This is a genomic window from Ruminiclostridium cellobioparum DSM 1351 = ATCC 15832 (genome assembly GCF_000621505.1).
GTDB classification, from domain to species: domain Bacteria; phylum Bacillota; class Clostridia; order Acetivibrionales; family DSM-1351; genus Ruminiclostridium; species Ruminiclostridium cellobioparum.
This window is the reverse complement of the sequence record NZ_JHYD01000009.1, coordinates 211696-230236: the sequence shown is the minus strand read 5'-3', so window position 1 is coordinate 230236 and position 18541 is coordinate 211696. Positions and strand designations below refer to the sequence as shown.

The window sequence follows — 18541 nt, the reverse complement described above, 5'->3', positions numbered from 1 at the left end:
ATATAACCTCCTTTGAAATTAATAGGAGGAAGACATTGACTGAACCACCACACATTTAACGAGAAGCTAAAGCAATGATTAGCGTGCGGACTTATAGAACCACTTATTTGTGCTTGAAAGGCGATTCTTACACTGGTTAGCTTACTGATTTAAGCTGAGAAGAGCAGTCTACAACTCACCTCGTCGTGCTTTGTAGTATATCTTCTTCCTCAACTTATATATACCATGAGGGTGGGACCGCACACCACTTTTCATTACTATTTGTGTCGCCGGCGGTACCGGCGAAATGGAGGTTAACTTGAAAGACTTCACTTGCGTTCGCCTTACAAAACTAACCTGTGAATTTATGGCCGTGCGAAATATTCAAAGTATTTTAGCAATACTTTGAAAGCGCACATGGCCAATTAACTTCCTTTATTCGCCACATTGCGATAAAGGATATAAGTTTTCATTACATTTTGTGGCCACAAATGTGGCTTAAAGCCATACATGGCTTGGGAGGTTAATATGGGATTTCCAAGTGTAATACCTACAGGAACGACAATTTACAACAGGGATAAGGCATACGGCGGATATACAGTTTTACCCACACGAGAAGGAGCCCTGCTGATTGATATGAACGGCAGGGAACTAAAGCTGTGGAAGGGACTGCAGGGCTTTCCCAACAAATTATTGCCGGGAGGGCAGGTATTTGGCTCCTCGGGTACCAGAAATCCAAAATACGGAATGCAGGACCAGGTGGATTTATTGCAGGTGGATTGGGACGGCAATGTGGTTTGGAGGTTTGACAGGCTGGAGTATATTGAGGATCCGGGTGAAAAACCAAAATGGATGGCCAGACAGCATCACGATTTTCAGAGGGAGGGGTCGACGGTGGGGTATTATGCACCCGGAAGCCTTCCGTTGACAGATAGAGGCAACACATTGATCCTTGTACATGAAAATGTTCATAATCCCAAAATATCCGACAAACTTCTGCTGGATGACAAGATAATTGAAGTTACCTGGGAGGGTGAAATTATCTGGCAGTGGAATGCAAATGAACATTTTGGGGAAATGGGCTTTGACGAGGCAGCCAAAAACATTCTGGCAAGGGATCCCAATATGCGTCCTGCAGGCGGAGGCATGGGAGACTGGCTGCACATCAATTCGGCATCTACACTGGGGGAGAACAGGTGGTATGACAGCGGTGACGTGAGATTTCACCCTGACAACATCATATGGGATTCCAGAGAAGCCAACATACTTGCCATAACAAGCAAGGAGACAGGCGAAATCGTATGGCGTTTAGGTCCTGATTTCAATGCTTCAAAAGAATTGATAAAACTGGGGTGGATAATCGGTCAGCATCATCTGCATATGATTCCAGGAGGTCTGCCCGGAGAAGGTAATTTACTTGTTTTTGATAACGGAGGCTGGGGTGGCTACGGAACTCCTAATCCGACTTCTCCCACCGGCCGCATGAATGCCAAAAGGGATTATTCCAGGGTACTGGAATTCAATCCAGTTACTCTTGAAATTGTCTGGCAGTATACTCCTGCTGAAGCAGGCCTGGTAAATCCTCTGGATTCCTATAAATTTTACAGCCCGTTTATAAGCAGTGCTCAGAGACTGCCCAACGGAAACACGTTGATAACCGAAGGCTCCAATGGGAGACTTATTGAGGTCACTGCCGGACACGAAATAGTCTGGGAATACATAAATCCGTATTTTGGAGGTTTTGCCCCGTCAATGAACATGGTTTACCGTGCTTACCGTGCTCCCTATGATTGGGTTCCCCAACTTGCCGTTCCTGAGGAAATCAGCATCGATAAGCTTGATATATCGAAGTTCAGAGTACCCGGTTCACCGGTTTATGACAAAACAAATGTAACTGAATTAGCCGGGGCCGAAAAGGAGGAATGGGCGGAAGAAGCGGATAAGGCCGCATTCTGTGTTCTTTCCGATACTGAAAGAAATTCCTGATATTGCAAGACAAATTATTTAATTATATAAAAGGAGGCAGGGATTATGAGTAATCTGAAGGAACAACTGTATAAAGAACTGAAACTGAAAATAGCCTTGGGTATTGAAGGTGTCAGCTTTAATGAGGATGTCCTGAAAAAGCTCACAGAAAAAAAGGAAATAAAAACGGTAGAATTCTGTGGACCGGGTAAATTTTCAGAAACTAAAAAACATCATTATTTTCCTCATGCAATTCATTTAAAAAATGGTTTTGGAGTATTCCCTCTGGCAGACCCCAATTCACCCTACGCTATAGTAGAGCGGAAAGGAGTGTTTGGAATTGATTACAGAGGCAACTATCTGTCAGATATAAGTTTTGAAGAAGATCCCGGATTTTATTCCGGAAAAACAAAAGATGGGGCAAATATGAAGGATATTGCCCAGGACCGTTCGGTCAGCAGTTCCGATAAGAGCATAGTTGTCTGTTACAGCGAGGAGTGTGCTGTAAAGGATAAGGGGCAGACCTGCCTGTTTTGTACCTTCAACGCAAAGAAGAAGTACGAGGACGGTCCCGACGGTCCGGTCTGGAAGTATCCCCGGCAGATAGGTGAGACGGTGAAAGCTGCATATGATGAAGGCTACAAGCATGTAACCATTACCGGAGGCTTTATACCCGAACGCCGGGAACTGGAGTACTATCTGGATGTGGCAGAAAGCATAAAGGAAGCCCTGGGGAAAGATACCTTCAACGGTACGGCCTGTATAGGAGCACCGCTGGATTTTTCAGTAATCGAAAAATACAAGGAGGCGGGTTTCAGCACAATAGCCTTTAATACCGAAGTATGGGGCAAGGACTACTTTGAGATCGTATGTCCCGGAAAGGTGGAGGCCTGCGGCGGCTATGACAATTGGATAAAAGCCATAGAGTATGCCGTAGAGGTTTTTGGAAAAGGTAAGGTCAGAAGCAATTTTGTATGCGGCTTGCAGCCCAGGGAGGTTTTATATGAAGGCTTTGAGTATCTGGCTTCCAAAGGTGTGGTAACCATAGCCTCCAGTTGGGTCCCTTATGCGGGCTCACCGCTGGAAGGACACTGTTCTCCTACCATTGACTGGCATTGGGAGGTACAGCTGAAACATGCTGAAATTCTGAGGAAATACGGACGTACCTTTGAGGAAGTGTTTAACGGGGCACCCGCAAGATTTCCCGTACATGACATATTTCAGATAGAAGACGGCACCTGGCCGGGCTCAGGTATAAAATAAATATTTTAAAATTATAAACTAAGGTTTTGGGATTCGGATATGTGTTTCTCAAAACCTTAGTTGCATTTGAGGGTTTATGCTGATTATACAGGTACATGAGTACAACTTTAAGGCTTACAAATATGTTGAAAATAAGAAAATTATGGTATAATATAAATTATTATAAGTATTTTTCTAAAATGTAATACTGTTACCGGAATTATAAGAATTTATTTTTTATTGACTGAGGTATTTTCATGATGCTAAAAAATTGGAGTAGAATTTTATTGGCAGTATTTACATTTTCCTTAGTTCTATCATTGTCATTTACTGCTTCTGCATTTAGTATTGAAAAGCAAAAAAATATTCTGATAATTCATTCGTACAGTGAAGGCCTTCAATGGACCAGCGAGCAAAATGCGGGTATCATCGAAAATATCACCAAATCAAACAATAATTGTGCTATATTCGTCGAGTACATGGATTGGAAGAACTATCCCTATCAGAATAATCTTGATTCACTGTACAATTATTTAAAATATAAATATTCCGATAAAAAGCTGGACTTGATAATTACCACGGATGATGCTGCTCTCACTTTTGCACTGGAAAACAGGGCAGATCTTTTTTCCAATGCTCCAATTGTCTTTTCGGGAGTTAATCAGGAGAAAATATCCCAGATTCAGGGGAAATATGAAAATTTGACAGGTGTCATGGAAGAAATAGATCCTACCGATACAATCCGTATGGCCAGGAAAATCAATCCGGATATAGAAAATTTATATCTTATGGTTGATAATTCCGAAAGCGGAGTCACCACATCCAAGATAATATTGGAGAAAGTGAAACAAATGAATCCGGAAATAAAAATCATTCCAATGAATAATATGAGTTTCAGCACCGTTATCGATACAGTAGGCAGGCTGGATAATAAGAGCATGCTGCTGTTTGCCACTTATTACGGTGATGGCACCGGCTCCATAATAGATTTTAACCTGGCATGCAGGGAAGTGAGCAAATACAGCGCCGTACCGACGTATCATCTGTATGATTTCGGCCTGAACAATGGTGCTTTCGGCGGTAATATGCTGAGCGGAAGATTATACGGTAATTATGCCGCCGAACTGGCTTTGAGGATTCTGGAAGGGGAAAGTGCCGATAATATAGCTATTTATTCGCCAAAGGCAACCAGAAAGGTTTTTGATTACAACCAGATGAAAAGGTTTAATATTTCCCGGGATAAGCTGCCTTCGGATACCGAAATATTCAACAAGCCATTTTCATTTTTTGAAACTTACAGGCTTCTGGTACTGGCTGTGGCGGCAGTGTTCATATTTCTGATTTTATTCGTCATGATTCTTTTGATTTATATTAAGAAAATAAGAAGGATCCGAAAGGAACTGCATATAAGCAACGAGGAATTAACCCAAACCTATGAGGAACTGGTGGCGACAGATGATGAATTAAAGAATCAGCTTCATGAGATTTCAGAGATACAGAGAAACCTGGCTGAAAGCGAAGAAAAATATACATATCTTGCACTTCACGATGTTTTGACAGGTCTGCCCAACAGGCGTTCGCTGTTCGAAGATGCTGACAGGATATTACATAAAGGAAATAATAAAAAAGCCGCCTTGCTTTTTATTGATATGGACAACTTCAAATATATAAATGATACAATGGGACATGAATTTGGCGACCTGCTGATCAAGGCTGCAAGTGACAGACTGTCCCTGGATCTGTTGGAAAAAAGCACTCTGTACAGGCTGGGCGGGGACGAATTTATAATCCTTGCGGAAGAGACCGGGCAGGATAGAGCCGAACAGCTGACTGCAGATATTCTGTACAGTTTTAAGGAGAATTTCTTTGTCAAGAATATAGGACTTCATATCAGTTTCAGCATCGGAATAGCGATATACCCCAAACACGGAAATAATATAGAGGAGCTCATAAAATCCGCGGATATCGCCATGTATAAGGCCAAGGAAAGCGGAAAGAACAGGTATGTGCTATATGACAAAATCATGAATAAGGATTTTACCGAAAGGATGAATATTGAAAAACACCTGCATACTGCAATGGATAACAACGAATTCGAACTTTTTTACCAGCCGCAGTTTGATCTCAATACCAATAAGGTTACCGGACTTGAGGCTCTCCTAAGGTGGAGAAGTCCCGAACTGGGACTTGTCTCCCCCATGAAGTTCATAAAGGTTGCTGAGGATACCCACCTGATAATTCAATTGGGTGAATGGGTCCTGATACAGGCCTGTGATTTTCTCAGCCATTTGCACAAGCAGGGTTTGACCGATATGAAAATGTCGGTCAATATCTCAACTCTTCAAATATTCCAGTCTGATTTCAATACTAAAGTACTTAAAATTATTGATTACTTTAAACTTGACCCGAGCTCAATCGAACTGGAAATAACCGAGACAGTGCTTATTGAATCTTTTGAGGTGGTATATGATAAATTGCTGAAATTAAGGGAAAAGGGAATAGGAATTGCCCTTGATGATTTTGGAAAGGGTTACTCATCGCTGAGTTACCTGAAGCAGCTTCCAATAACCACATTAAAAATTGATAAAACCTTCATTGACAATGTTTCATTAATCCAGGAGAATAAAACCATTACCCAGCATATTATAAAAATGGGACGGTCAATGGGAATATCGGTCATTGCAGAGGGTGTGGAACATAACGATCAATTGGAATACCTTAAAAAATATGAATGTGATAAAATCCAGGGATATCTTTTTTCCAGGCCTTTGCCCAAGAAAGAGGTTGAGAAGCTTTTAAAGGGCTTGAACTAGATTATTGGAAAAGTCCCATACCGGCAGCTGAAAAATGCTTCACGATATGGGACTTATGCTTATTCGCGTACAAGTATTTTTTGAACTTCTGAAATATAGAGTGTATGATGGTCGGAATCGGGATAGAATTTGGAGTCAAGCTCGGTATCAATAAAGCATTCCGGCTTGTATTCCTGGGCATACAGCTTTTTGCATATAATAACGGTTTTTGCCTCGTCAAAATAGGGAACACCATTGTCATAAGAAACTGTCAATTCCGTTTTGCCGATCTTATCCTCGTCCCTGCCCGAAACCGTACCAAGGTATCCCAACTGCTTTTTAAAGCTTCCGTCCAGGAAAGAGAGGGAAAACTGCTCCGAGCTGTCAATAAACTCCTTGGTAAAACGCTGCGGTCGAATAACTATGAAAGATACATTTTTAGCCCACATCACGCCGAGACCTCCCCAGGAGGCAGTCATGGTATTGACTTTATCCGCTTTTTTGGCAGTCACAAGCATCCAGTCATGACCTATAATCCGAAATGGGCTCTGATCAAATTTCTCAGGACTGATTTCAATAAATTTATTCATATAAAAACTCCTTTTAACTATTTATATTATACTAATTATAATACTAATACAGGATTCAAAGAAATTCCAGTACTAAATAAATACCATGATTAAAATCCTGATACCGGCAATTCCAAGTGCCAGAGCAAGGCTCCTCACAATCCATCCGCCTTTAAGTCTCTTTGAAAGGCGGGCACCCAGCTGTGCACCAAATAATACACCTATGGAAAGGCCCGCTGTTTGAATGAGTCCGCTCGATAATACCCCTGTTGCCAAATGAACCATACTTCCGGAAAAGGACATGGAGGCCAAAACAAAATGGGAGGTGGCAGTGGCAAGATGTACCGGGAAATTAAGCACCTGAATCATGACCGGAACGTGGATGATACCTCCGCCAATACCTAAAAGGCTTGAGAGAAATCCCACCAGTACACTTATCACAATCCCAAGTACGGGATTGTAGGAAAAGGTATGAACCACTCCGTCAATATCAGTGACAGACCGGATTACATCGCCTTTTGCAGACTTTCTGTCCCGGTTCTTGCTCTGAGGTTTTATAAAGAGGTAAACAGACCCTATTAACAATATCACTCCGAAGATCAGGTTGAAAATATTCCGGGGTATGAGAGAGGTGGCAAGAGAACCTAAAATCGATCCGGGTAAGGTTGCTATTGAAAAAATAATGCCGGATTTGTAGTCAATTTTTTTCATCCGGGCATAAGCTACAGAGCCCGACAGTGAATTAAAAAATACGACTGCCAGAGATATGGCGGTGATGGTTTCAGGACTCTTATCCGGGTAGAGGAGCAGCATGACAGGTACAAGTATAAAGCCTCCGCCTGCCCCAATCAGCGTGCCGAATGTCCCTACCATAAATCCCAAAGGTATTAGCCAAAATAATTGATACATATAAAACCCCTTTTATATACTTTAATACTTTGTAAATATTTCAGAAAACCAATTTACATTTGTCCCGTAATAAGCTGTACACCTATGCTGGCGGCCGAAACGGCCATCCACACCAGCAAGCCCAGCAGCAAAGGCTTGAAACCGGTTTTCAGCATCTCCTTGAAATCTGCACTGAGCCCCACTGCCGATAATGCCATGACAATCATAAATTTGCCGGCTGAGGACAGGTGGGCCGCCTTTGAAGGAGTAATTACAGAAAGTGTATTCAAAAGCGAAGTGGCAAGAAACCCGACAATAAACCAGGGAAAAATCTGCCTGAAGCTGTAGTTAACCATCCCTTCTGTTTTTGCAGCATTTCTTTTTTTCAGCATTGTAACAGCGGCAAATATTAGGGAAACCGGAATTATCATGGTGGTCCGGGTCAGCTTGACTATTGTGGCATATTCTCCCGCCATGCTGCTGAAAGCATAGCCGGCTGCAACTACCGAGGAGGTATCATTTACAGCGGTGCCGGCCCACAAACCGAAAGCTTTATCCGAAAAGCCGATCAAATGCCCAAGCGGAGGAAATATCAGTACTGCTACAATATTAAAAAAGAATATGGTTGATATGGAATAGGCAACTTCTTTTTCCTCTGCTTCTATTACCGGCGAAACTGCGGCAATTGCCGAGCCTCCGCATATTGCCGTTCCAACGCCGATCAGAGTAGTAAGATTATACGGTATCTTCAGCAGCTTTCCAAAAGCATACGCCGTTATAAACGCAATAGAAAGCGTAGCAAGCATTATATACAGAGATTCCATACCTGTTTTCCAAACCTGGGTCAGGCTTAATCCTGCACCCAGCAAAATTATTGCGTATTGAAGAACTTTTTTTGAGGTGAATTTTACACCTGATTTTGCCCATTCCGGTTTGCCAACGAAGTTGCTGATCAAAATTCCTAAAACTATCCCAAATACAGGTCCGCCTACCACAGGAAACAATCTCCCAAGCCATGACGCCGCAATTGCAAGCGATAACGAAAGTAAAATTCCTGCGATGTTTCTTCTTAACCAGATCATTTTGAGTTCCACTCTGCCTTTCATTGTCAAATTTATTATACCGGCCGGCACACAAAAATATTTATGCTTTCCAATGCAAAATATTTTCTATAGATATTTTAGTGGTTATGTACTATAATTACAAATTATGATTTATTATAAATATATAAAAATAATTTATGATTGCAGTGGACAAATTTCATTATTTTTGTGACCGCGCTGCGGCTCAAAGCCATAACATGGCTTGGGAGGTTAACATGTTTGATTCCAAACTTCTCACTTTTATAAGTGTTGCAAGACTCAGGAATTATACACGGACGGCTGAAATTCTGAACATGACCCAGCCGGCCGTTACCCAGCACATCAAGCAGCTGGAGGAGTATTACTGCGTACAGCTTATAAAGAAAAAAGGAAGACAGATAATATTGACTGAAGAAGGCGAAATGCTGTTAAAGTATGCAAAGGAACTGGAAGCAAATTCATTGAAATTTCAGAGGGCGCTGATAAATAAATCTGCAGTTGTCAAACGGTATGATATAGGAGCGACGCTGACTATCGGAGAATTTGTCCTGCCCGGACTGCTTGGAGAGCACAAACGGCTGTATGAAAACATTGATATTATATTGCATGTTTATAATCTGGAAGAAATCATAAAAAGGTTAAGTTTCGGACAATTTGATGTTGGAATCGTGGAAGGTCCTTTTGACAAGACCAGGTTCAAATATAAAAAATTAAAGGATGACGAACTGGTTTTAGCTGTATCGCCCCTGAGTGAGCTTGCTAGGAATGGGGAGGTGGAGCTTGCCGATATAATTACCGGCGGAAAGCTGATAATGCGGGAGAAGGGCTCCGGAACCAGAATAATATTTGAAAACAAGCTGCTGGAGCTTGGCATAAGTCTTGAGGAAGTAAAAGTATACATGGAGGTGGGCAGTATAGGGGCAATTAAATCTCTGGTCGGGGCCGATCTGGGGTACACGGTGATCTCCAGGGAGGCTGTCAGGCAGGAAACAGAGGCGGGAACATTAAAAATAATACCAATTAAAGGTGTTAAAATTATCAGAGAATTTAACATCATATATCAGGATGATGTACAGAATGATTTTATCCGGGAGTTTATTGAATTTCTGACCGGTAAAAATAAATAAAATAAAGTGGTAACAAAATATTAAATAATGCATATTATATATTGTAATATTTGAATATAACGATTGACAAATGTTACGTATTCAATTTATAATGTGTAAGTGAATACAAATATGTTTAAGGTATTAAAATTAATATACCGGAGGTATTTTATATGTCGGCTGTCAAAGCAAAAAATAATTATACTGGCCAGAGCGGATGCTCCAGAATGAATTGTGCACAGGCTGTATTGAGCGCTTTCAAAGAAGATTTTGACATAGATGAGTCTATGGTGGATACTTTTAAAGGTTACGGGGGAGGAAGAGCTCCCGGCGGCTTATGCGGCGCTTATTACGCTGTCAGGTATATCCTGGATGAAAAAGACCCTTCCAGACTTGAAGAATTGGAAAAACACTTCCTTGAGCATGCGGGAGCATTGGAGTGCAGGAATATCAGAGGCCTTAAAAAGCTCTCCTGTGTCGGCTGTGTTGAAAAAAGCTCTGAGTTTTTAGAAATATTGGGCTGAACATGAAAAAAATATTAGTTGTTAATATAGCTCTTTTGGGCATTATAAATACTGTTTGCGGTACGCAGGGGAAAAGTTTCGTTCCTGACGGAAAGTAAAAATGCGGCAGGGGTACAAACCGGTCAACAAAGGAGTTAAGCAATGGAAATAAAACCTGAGGAAGCTAAAGCACGGCTTGATAAAGGCGAAAAGATCATTTTGCTGGATGTACGGACTGAAGAGGAATACAATGAGAAGCGCCTTCCGAACAGTATTCTGATTCCGGTTGAAGGTATTGATAAGGATGCACCGGCTAAACTTACCGATAAAAATGCTGCTGTTTTTGTCTATTGCACAACCGGCGGCAAAAGTGCCATAGCAGCGGAAGTTCTCACGCTTATGGGATATACAAAGGTATATGACCTTGGAGGTATTGAAGACTGGCCATATGAGACAGTAAACGGTAAATAACTGTTACCGGAAAATAAATATTTAAGACAATCTTAGTATTCACTTTTTGTGAATACTGTTTTTTTGCGTCAATATAAATATGACATGCAGCTGTCAGGTTCTGATGATATAATTATTAATATGGAGGGCCTTATGCAGATTAACAGGTTATTTGAAATTGTGTACATTTTGCTGGATAAAAAAATAATAACCGCGAAAGAATTGGCAGAGCGCTTTGAGGTATCGGTGCGAACCATTTACAGGGACATCGATGTGCTTTCCCAAGCAGGTATCCCAATATATATGAGCAAGGGCAAGGGCGGAGGGATTAGTCTTCTGGATAATTTTGTACTGAATAAGTCCTTGTTGTCGGACAACGAACAAAATGAAATTCTGGCTGCGCTTCAGGGCCTCAACGCGGTACACTATCCGGAAGTGGATAATGTGATAGCAAAATTGGGACTTCTTTTTAACAAGGAAGACTATAACTGGATTGATGTGGATTTTTCACATTGGGGTGAAACTAACAGGAATAAATTTAATCTGATCAAGACAGCCATAATCAATAAAAGGGTAATAAGTTTTGATTATTCAAGCTCATACGGGTTAAGCAGCAGCAGGAAGGTTGAGCCCATTCAGCTCTGGTTCAAGGATAAAACCTGGTATTTGAAAAGCTATTGCCTGTCCAAAGAGGATTTCAGGATATTTAAACTTACAAGGATGAAGGAAGTCCGGGTTACCGACATTTCCTTTCAAAAAAGACCCGACAGGGAAAGTTCCTTTGATGCCCGCCGGGATGAAAACTTCAGAACGGTAAATTTTAAACTGCATCTGGATAAGTCTGTTGCCTACCGTGTATATGATGAATTTAATGAAAACTGTATAAGGCAAAACCCTGACGGGAGCTTTGAGGTGGCAGCCTCCTATCCTGAGAGCGATTGGGTGTACGGCTATATTTTGTCCTTCGGGAATGCGGCAAAAGTCATTGAGCCCGAGTATGTCAGGAATATTATAATCGACAGGCTGGAACAAACACTAAAGCAGTATGCCCATCAGCTGTAATATGAAAGTTCAGTGTTTTTATTCAAATATGACACAGTGATGTCATATAAAGGCTGCTATCCTTTTATTAAAATATATAAAAGGAGTGCAGGCAATGAATATGAATTATGAAACAGTAAAATTGTGCGAAATGACAGTAGCGGGTCTGTTGGTGAGAACCACCAATGAAAATGGCCGGGCCATGTCCGATATCGGAAGGGTTTGGGAGGAATTTTTGAAGAATGATGGTTATCATGCGATTAAGAATAAGGTAAATTCCAAGAGCATAGGTCTTTATACCGACTATGAGGGTGATTTCACAAAATCCTATAACTTTTTAGCCTGCTGTGAAATCAGCGAGGCCGGAGAGCTGCCGGGGAAAATGGTTACAAAGACTATCCCTGCCGGAACCTACGCGAAATTTACCGTGAAGGGACATGTTCAGAGGGCAGTGGGGGAATTTTGGACAAACCTTTGGAGCATGCAGCTTGACAGGAAATACAGCTGTGACTTTGAAGAATACCAGAACAATTCGGGCGATATGGATCACCAGGAAATACATATTTATATTGCATTAAATGAATAGCCGTACGGCAGCAGAGCAGGAAGACGACCGGCAGACCGGAAATCTTCCTGCTACCTGTTTGGCGGGGATGGTCAATGGATTTTATAAACGTAGAGGAGACAGGTTGATTTAAATGGAGTATATACCAGCAAAAACCATAATTTCAGGTTATGCCGAGAATAATAACTGGTTTGGCAACAACTATAACATGAATATATATAAGGGCTGCAATCATGGGTGTATTTACTGCGACAGCCGAAGCGACTGCTACCGTATTGACAGTTTCGATGAGGTGAGGGTGAAGGAAAATGCTCTTAATTTAATATATCGCGATTTAAAATCCAAACGTAAAAAAGGAGTTATAGGAACGGGTGCCATGAGTGACCCCTATAATCCTTTTGAAGAGCAGCTTGAGCTTACAAGGGGAGCACTGGAAATAATCAATCAATTCGGCTTCGGAATTTCCATTGCAACAAAGAGCGATCTTGCAGCCAGGGATATTGATATATTGCAAAAGATACAAAAGCATTCGCCGGTGCTTGTTAAAATAACCGTTACAAGCTGTGACGACGGGCTGGCTGAAAAGGTGGAGCCCAATGCTCCAGTGTCCTCCAGACGGTTTGCTGCAATTAAAAAACTCAGCGGCAGCGGGATTTTTGCAGGAATTTTAATGATGCCCATATTGCCATTTATAGAAGACACCGAAGAGAATATCACAGGGATAGTCAGGCTTGCCCATGAGAACGGTGCCAGATTTATTTATCCCGCCTTTGGAGTGACACTGAGAATGAATCAAAGAGAGTGGTTTTATTCCAAAATTGATGAACTGTTTCCCAAAAAGAAGGAATTATATATCAAAGAATTCGGGGATTCCTACGGATGCCACTCACCAAAGGCAAAACAGTTAAAAGCCGTATTTAAGGAGGAGTGCCGCCGGTATGGGATTTTATATAAAATGGAGGATATTATTACAGCGTACAAAAAGGGCTATTATGACAGGCAGCTGAGTTTGTTGTGAACGAGTACCTTACCATACGGGGTTACATATGATATTATAAAAAAGGCTGTTTCAGCAATAATACTGACGGCATAAATACAAGGATAATACGTGAACAAATTTCATTACAGTTTTGTGGCTGCTAAGCGGCTCATGGAGGCTAATATGCCAAGAAAAACTTATGTTACAAATATGCCGGATAAAACAGGAGCATTTATGCTGGCCTCGAAAATAATAGCAAACCATAACGGAAATATTGTCCGCGTAAGCTATAATAAAGCTGTTGACCTTCATACGCTCTTTATTGATGTTGAAGCTCAGGAGCACGACCTGGCCAAAATAGCGGAGGAGTTGGCAAATATTGGCTACCTGAATGAAAAGATTTCGGAAACCAGAGTTGTAGTTGTAAATATCAAGATACCCGACAAGCCAGGTTCTGCACTGCCTATTCTGAGGATACTGGACAGATACGGCATAAATATTTCATACATTAATTCCAGCTCAAACAATACCGGGTTCCAGAATTTCAAGATGGGACTGCTCATAGAAAATCCAAAGGTAATAAAGATGCTGCTTGAGGATATCAGTGAAGTATATCAAATAGATATTACGGATTACGATGACTCTGAAAACAGCCTTGACAACACGATTTTCTACATCCGCCTGGCAAATGAGATGCAAAAACTAATGCATCTGAGCACTGAAACGACAATGGAGTTTATATCCGAATCCAACCGCATCTGGCAGGTGCTTCAGGAAAAAGGGGAGAATCCAAAAAAGGTTTTTGACTATATAAGGCGGTTTGCAAATTTTATTAGCCGGCATCGGGGCAGCAATTTTAATGCCGACATTGAAAGGATACAAATAAGCCCGTTGGTAACGCTATACAATATCCAGCCCCCCTGCGGCAGCAATACTTATGTTATGGAAACGGAGGACGAATTGGTACTTGTGGACACCGGCTACACAATATATTCCGGGGAAATGTTTGAAATTTTCAGCAGGCTCTTTGAAGATTGGGAAAAAAGAATTAAGAGGGTTTATATTTCCCATGCCGATGTAGACCACTGCGGTATGCTGTCCAAACTTGAGAATGCCGGAATATGTTTGAACAGGAAGAGTGCCGACAATTTAAGGCGTCAGTATGAAGGTGTTCCGGATTACAGGGAACATAATGACATCGGACTTGGCTACAGCAAACTGAGCCGTATAATTTCAGGCTATATACCTTCCGAAACACATAATTTTAAAATCCTGGATGACGGAGATACCCCCGAAGAACACGAAGAACTGCTGCATATAGGGAGTTTTTCGGTGGGAGATCTGGAATTTGAAGTATATGAGGGCAGCGGAGGTCATGTTTACGGCGAAATGGTTTTTGTCTGCAGAAAATTCGGAGTAGCTTTTACAGGAGATATTCTGGTCAACATAAGCGGTTTCAGCCCCGAACGTGCCGAGTTTAACTCTCTGGCACCATACCTGATGAGAAGTGTCAATTCAGATTCGGTAAAAGCTACCCAAATGAGAAAGCAGATAACCAGCCTTGCCGAAGAAATAGGTGAAAGCATACAAAAACCATGTATAATTTGCGGCGGGCATGGTCCGCTTTCCATAATATCCAATCGCAAGCTTGTTAACATGCCCGGTACAGAAAGAGTAACAATATAAAAGACAATTCTATCCCACCCTGCCGATGTTCAGTTCACCGCCGTACGGCCTGAGAAGACTGTCCTCCGGTGTGCAGGACGGGCTGATCCAGGCCATTGCCCCAGGTTTGTCAAGAATGACCGGCATTCTGTTATGTATGCTCGACATCTGCCGGTTTGCGCCGGTGGTTATTATGACAAAGCGTGTTGAGAGGATGCCTGTCCTATCTGAAAAGCTGCCGTACAAGCCTGCAAAATACATGAGGTTTGAAGCGGAAGCACGTATGAGGTATTTGTCCTTTTTTCCGGCCCGGCCGTCGGCAGCTTTCCATTCGTAAAAGCCGCTTGCAGGTATAAGGCATCTACCCGTGGCAAGCAGCTTGCGAAAGGTGGGCTTTTCATTGAGAGTTTCGCACCTTGCATTTATGATAACAGCGCTGGATTTCGTATAGTTGGGAAAGCCCCATTTAAAAAGGTGCAGGTTCCTTGAATTATCGGGACCACCGGTAATAACCGGTGCGGTATCGGTAGGGAAGATTTCACCGGTTTTCACCTGCCGGGCTTCATTTTTATACCGCTGGTCTATGCCGCTAAGAATTTCTATCAGTTCCTCATTTTCTTCCTCTGTAAATACAACATATCGTCCGCACATTTTGATCCTCCTGTAAACAGAAATCTGGCATTTGTTATTTTTAAGCCGTTTGCTTTCTTTACCCTCTATTGACAATGTATAACACGCCTCACGCCGGCTATTTTGCCACTTTTCTTTGTCGTCGTCCTTGCCTTGCGTCAGCAAGGCTGCGTCCATCCTCCTCGAAATTTGCCAAAATATCTCAGCGCGAGGTCGGTGATTTTTGAGTGAAATAATTTGGCTTGCGGCAAGGCAAAGGCGTGCAGTAAGGCTTTGTGCCTTGCAAGCGGCTTCAACGCAGCCGCAGGGCAAATTAACCACTCAAAAACGTATTGTACATTGTCAATAGAGGGTAATGTAGCTTTAATATTGTTTTTTAATATAGTTATTTAATGTATATAGTTCATTATATAATATTTGAGATATTTATGTAAGGAAGGGTCTGTAAAATCCCTTCCATCACTATGCCTCCTAAACTTATCTGATGCATACAAAGGTGACGATATTGAAAGTAAAAACTTCAAAGTAAACCCATCTGCGGCCATTCCATCTGTAGCCGTAAACTACACGGGGAGTGACGCTTGAAATCCAGGCCCAGAAGTTTCTCCCGTTATTCAGCCATATATATGCAAATCTGTTCCGGCATTGTCTGACCGGGCCGGGTAAAAAACCGGGTCTCCGGGGGATAAAGCTCGGTGGACGCATATTTGGTGCAAATTGTCCGAAATTATGCGGTCCCGGTGAATATGGCAATAAACCAGGCTGACCCTGGGGAGGGCCAAAGGGTGGCTGACCCTGAGGAGGGCCAAAGGGTGGCTGACCCTGGGGAGGGCCAAAAGGTGGCTGACCCTGGGAGGGTCCGAAAGGAGGCTGACCCTGAGAAGGCATCATGGGCGCCGGTGTTCCGTCAGGTCTGAAGTCATCCTCATAATAATCATAATCCTCATACCCTTCATATCTGTCATATCCATCATATTCGTCATATTGATCCGACATTAAAATCTACTCCTTATACGTAAGCTTTTAATACATAATATGGCAATATTTAAAATACGGTTACATAAAGAATATTGATAATGTAATGCACCAATCACGTGTTATGCTCAGGTATTATATTGAGAGATCATTCACAGATACAATTATCTTCTACCTCAATATAAAATCTTTGATTCCTAAAGCCGCCATCCTCAAAAAACAGCTGGAGCTTTGTTCCTTCACATATACAATTAAACCTCTGTGCGTTTACTTTTTGCTTAAAGCTTTTTCCGTTCCTGCTGTCCAGAACCTTGCTTATTTTATAAATACGGCCTTCCCATTCCAGGGAATAGGGGATCAATTCCCCTGTGCTGCTGCGTCTGAGAGCCGTAACATTAAGATATACCCGCCTGTGCACAGTCATTTGCCCTCCATGAACCATTTGTCTTCCTCAAGAAAAATATATACCTCCTTGTTCATTACTCTGCATCTGAATCTTATTCCCTGGCCGCCCACCCTCAGACTGGCGGCTTTCTGAAAATCCAACACCTTGTCTATATCATAGCGTGTTCCATCCTCCCACAAAAAGAACAGGGGAAGAAGCTCACCATCCATTGTAAAAGTTGACATAACATCTATATAAACCTTGCGCATGAGCTCTCTCCTTTCTATCTGAAATAGGATACAGGAAAAATAACATTTTCTTCCATGGGATTGGCATTAAGCTTCTTATCCTTTAACATCAGGGCTCTTTGAGTTGAGTAATGTCCGTAACGGCTTCTTATATCATCAATGCATTTTTCCAGCAGTTCTTTTTTCAGCTTTCTGTTGTCATCATCAAATAAACTTAACTGGGTGCAGCCATCCGGTATTACAAGATCGGTAACTCTTACGCCTATGGAACGTATGGGTTTATTCCAGGTCCAGTTTTTCAGGAATATTTCAAAAGCTTTTTCTGCTATCTCACTGCTGACAAAGGTGGGGGTGTTCAACGGGGCCTGCCTGTCTATGGTCACCAGGTCCCTGTCACGCACGTGTATCTGTACTGTCCTGCCCTTAAGGCAGTGACTGCGGAGTCTTTCGGCAACACTTTCGGAGAGTATGTAAAACAGCATTTTGGCATCTTCATTGTTTTCCAGATCACGGGGAGTGGTCATACTGTTGCCGATACCTTTGATCATGCTCTCAGTCCCCAGAATTGACACAGGGGTGGTGTCGAGGCCATTGGCAAAACTCCAGAGATATTCGCCCCATTTACCCAGCAGACCGGTCAAAACAGCAGGCGAAACCGCTGCGATATCACCTATGGTGTAGAGTCCGATTTTTGCAAGCTTTCGCCGGGTGGAGGGACCCACGTATAAAAGTTCTTTTGCGGGGAGAGGCCAAACCCTTTGTTTATAGTTATCAGGACTGATGACTGAAACATCATCGGGCTTCTTTAAGTCGCTTCCCAGCTTTGCGAATATCTTGTTCCAGGATACACCCACCGACACTGTGATACCGGTTTCGGCACGCATACGCCTGCGTATTTCATGGGCGATATGTTCGCCGTCTCCGAAAAGGCGGGTTGAATCAGTGACATCCAGCCAGTTTTCATCAATGCCGAAAGCCTCGATTTTGTCGGTATAATCCCGGTATATCTCCCTGGCAAGCTTTGAAAATCTGATGTATTTGCCATAATCGGGAGGAGTGACAATTAAGCCGGGGCATCTCTGCCTGGCCTGCCAGATGGCCTCGCCGGTTTTGATGCCGAAGTTTTTGGCTATGGTGTTCCTGGCCAGAATGATTCCGTGCCGGCGTTCAACACTGCCTCCCACAGCGACAGGTTTGCCTTGCAGCTCAGGTTGATGCAGGCATTCAACACTGGCATAGAAGTTGTTTAAATCTGAATGCAAAATTACTCTTTCCATAAGGCCACCTAAATAATATAATCGAACGTGTGTTCGGTTATATTATATGCCGGCAATATGATTTTTACAAATGAAAAAATTAGAAATTATATAGCTTATGTGGAAATAATGGATGTAGAAACGGCACAAAAATCATCACAGAAATCATTGATATGCAGCAGTATATGGGGTAATATGGAAGAAAGAAGCGGACCATGCAG

18 protein-coding genes are annotated in these 18541 nt (G+C 42.3%); 10 read left to right on the top strand and 8 right to left on the bottom strand.

All coding sequences use genetic code 11. The annotated features are described in order from the left end of the window. Window positions 1-507 precede the first annotated feature (507 nt). The 3 genes from T344_RS0106710 (at window position 508) to T344_RS0106700 (ending at window position 5999) form a co-directional block, all read left to right on the top strand. On the top strand, window positions 508-1965 hold the full coding sequence (locus T344_RS0106710; protein ID WP_027628055.1) for an aryl-sulfate sulfotransferase: 1458 nt from the start codon (window positions 508-510) through the stop codon (window positions 1963-1965). Between the two features lie 45 nt (window positions 1966-2010). Beyond that, the gene (locus T344_RS0106705) at window positions 2011-3207 is read left to right on the top strand and encodes a radical SAM protein (RefSeq protein WP_027628054.1); all 1197 of its coding nucleotides are present in this window, start codon (window positions 2011-2013) and stop codon (window positions 3205-3207) included. 266 nt (window positions 3208-3473) lie between these two features. Next, window positions 3474-5999 carry an ABC transporter substrate binding protein gene (locus T344_RS0106700; protein ID WP_242842032.1) on the top strand — a complete coding sequence of 842 codons (2526 nt, stop codon included), beginning with the start codon at window positions 3474-3476 and terminating at the stop codon, window positions 5997-5999. Between the two features lie 59 nt (window positions 6000-6058). Here the strand turns inward: T344_RS0106700 and T344_RS0106695 are convergent, their stop codons facing one another. The 3 genes from T344_RS0106695 to T344_RS0106685 form a co-directional block, all read right to left on the bottom strand. Further along, window positions 6059-6568, bottom strand: coding sequence for a flavin reductase family protein (locus T344_RS0106695; RefSeq protein ID WP_027628052.1), 510 nt, complete (start codon window positions 6566-6568; stop codon window positions 6059-6061). 72 nt (window positions 6569-6640) lie between these two features. After that, complete coding sequence (locus tag T344_RS0106690; protein ID WP_027628051.1) at window positions 6641-7456, bottom strand: sulfite exporter TauE/SafE family protein; 816 nt, start codon at window positions 7454-7456, stop codon at window positions 6641-6643. Between the two features lie 53 nt (window positions 7457-7509). Further along, window positions 7510-8517, bottom strand: a complete 1008-nt coding sequence (locus tag T344_RS0106685; protein ID WP_027628050.1) for a YeiH family protein — start codon at window positions 8515-8517, stop codon at window positions 7510-7512. 236 nt (window positions 8518-8753) lie between these two features. Between T344_RS0106685 and T344_RS0106680 the strand changes: the two genes are divergently transcribed. The 7 genes from T344_RS0106680 to T344_RS0106650 all read left to right on the top strand — a co-directional run bounded on the left by T344_RS0106680 (window position 8754) and on the right by T344_RS0106650 (window position 14847). Beyond that, window positions 8754-9644 carry a LysR family transcriptional regulator gene (locus T344_RS0106680; RefSeq protein ID WP_027628049.1) on the top strand — a complete coding sequence of 297 codons (891 nt, stop codon included), beginning with the start codon at window positions 8754-8756 and terminating at the stop codon, window positions 9642-9644. Window positions 9645-9796: 152 nt separating this feature from the next. Next, the gene (locus T344_RS0106675) at window positions 9797-10147 is read left to right on the top strand and encodes a C-GCAxxG-C-C family (seleno)protein (protein ID WP_027628048.1); all 351 of its coding nucleotides are present in this window, start codon (window positions 9797-9799) and stop codon (window positions 10145-10147) included. 141 nt (window positions 10148-10288) lie between these two features. Then, window positions 10289-10597 (top strand): rhodanese-like domain-containing protein, encoded by a 309-nt coding sequence (locus T344_RS0106670; RefSeq protein ID WP_004625886.1) that lies wholly within the window; start codon window positions 10289-10291, stop codon window positions 10595-10597. A 132-nt stretch (window positions 10598-10729) separates the two neighbouring features. After that, a complete protein-coding gene (locus tag T344_RS0106665) occupies window positions 10730-11638 on the top strand; it encodes a helix-turn-helix transcriptional regulator (RefSeq protein ID WP_027628047.1) in 909 nt (302 codons plus the stop codon). Window positions 11639-11732: 94 nt separating this feature from the next. Further along, window positions 11733-12203 (top strand): GyrI-like domain-containing protein, encoded by a 471-nt coding sequence (locus tag T344_RS0106660; RefSeq protein ID WP_084331136.1) that lies wholly within the window; start codon window positions 11733-11735, stop codon window positions 12201-12203. A gap of 112 nt (window positions 12204-12315) precedes the next feature. Next, window positions 12316-13200 carry an SPL family radical SAM protein gene (locus T344_RS0106655; RefSeq protein ID WP_027628045.1) on the top strand — a complete coding sequence of 295 codons (885 nt, stop codon included), beginning with the start codon at window positions 12316-12318 and terminating at the stop codon, window positions 13198-13200. 144 nt (window positions 13201-13344) lie between these two features. Next, on the top strand, window positions 13345-14847 hold the full coding sequence (locus T344_RS0106650; protein ID WP_027628044.1) for an MBL fold metallo-hydrolase: 1503 nt from the start codon (window positions 13345-13347) through the stop codon (window positions 14845-14847). A gap of 9 nt (window positions 14848-14856) precedes the next feature. Here the strand turns inward: T344_RS0106650 and T344_RS0106645 are convergent, their stop codons facing one another. From T344_RS0106645 to T344_RS0106625, 5 genes are all read right to left on the bottom strand, one after another. Then, window positions 14857-15633 (bottom strand): SOS response-associated peptidase, encoded by a 777-nt coding sequence (locus T344_RS0106645; RefSeq protein ID WP_242842031.1) that lies wholly within the window; start codon window positions 15631-15633, stop codon window positions 14857-14859. A gap of 300 nt (window positions 15634-15933) precedes the next feature. Further along, window positions 15934-16452, bottom strand: coding sequence for a hypothetical protein (locus T344_RS31495; protein ID WP_051571630.1), 519 nt, complete (start codon window positions 16450-16452; stop codon window positions 15934-15936). Between the two features lie 127 nt (window positions 16453-16579). Beyond that, window positions 16580-16855: a hypothetical protein gene (locus T344_RS0106635; protein ID WP_027628042.1), complete on the bottom strand. Its 276-nt coding sequence runs from the start codon at window positions 16853-16855 to the stop codon at window positions 16580-16582. Next, the gene (locus T344_RS0106630) at window positions 16852-17085 is read right to left on the bottom strand and encodes a hypothetical protein (RefSeq protein ID WP_027628041.1); all 234 of its coding nucleotides are present in this window, start codon (window positions 17083-17085) and stop codon (window positions 16852-16854) included. Before T344_RS0106630 ends, T344_RS0106635 begins: the two co-directional genes overlap by 4 nt. A gap of 14 nt (window positions 17086-17099) precedes the next feature. Next, complete coding sequence (locus tag T344_RS0106625; RefSeq protein WP_027628040.1) at window positions 17100-18341, bottom strand: DNA polymerase Y family protein; 1242 nt, start codon at window positions 18339-18341, stop codon at window positions 17100-17102. Window positions 18342-18541 lie beyond the last annotated feature (200 nt).